At 41.3% G+C, this 230-nt stretch carries 1 pseudogene; it reads left to right on the top strand.

Annotated features, from left to right (window positions below):
* Positions 1-224 (top strand): annotated as a pseudogene (hisG, locus tag AAEZ03_RS29140) (ATP phosphoribosyltransferase); the annotation flags it as partial.
* Positions 225-230 lie beyond the last annotated feature (6 nt).

Below are 230 nucleotides of genomic sequence, written 5' to 3'. Positions count from 1 at the left end.
GTGCGATGGAGCTTGCGCCTATTATGGGCTTAGCAGATCTTATTGTTGATATTGTTGATACAGGTAATACTTTAAAAGCGAATGGTCTTGAGGCGCGAGAGTTAATCGCACCGATCAGTACACGTTTGGTGGTGAATAAAGCCGCTTATAAAACAAAGTACTCTGAAATTGAGCCGATCTTAGAAATGATAAGACGTGCGGTTGAAGACAACGAGGGTAAATAATTGAAC

The sequence above is a fragment of the Pseudomonas sp. HY2-MNA-CIBAN-0224 genome (assembly GCF_040310285.1).
Taxonomy (GTDB): Bacteria; Pseudomonadota; Gammaproteobacteria; order Pseudomonadales; family Pseudomonadaceae; genus Aquipseudomonas; species Aquipseudomonas helleri.
Note: the sequence above shows the minus strand (reverse complement) of the source record. Positions and strands in the feature narration are given on the sequence as shown.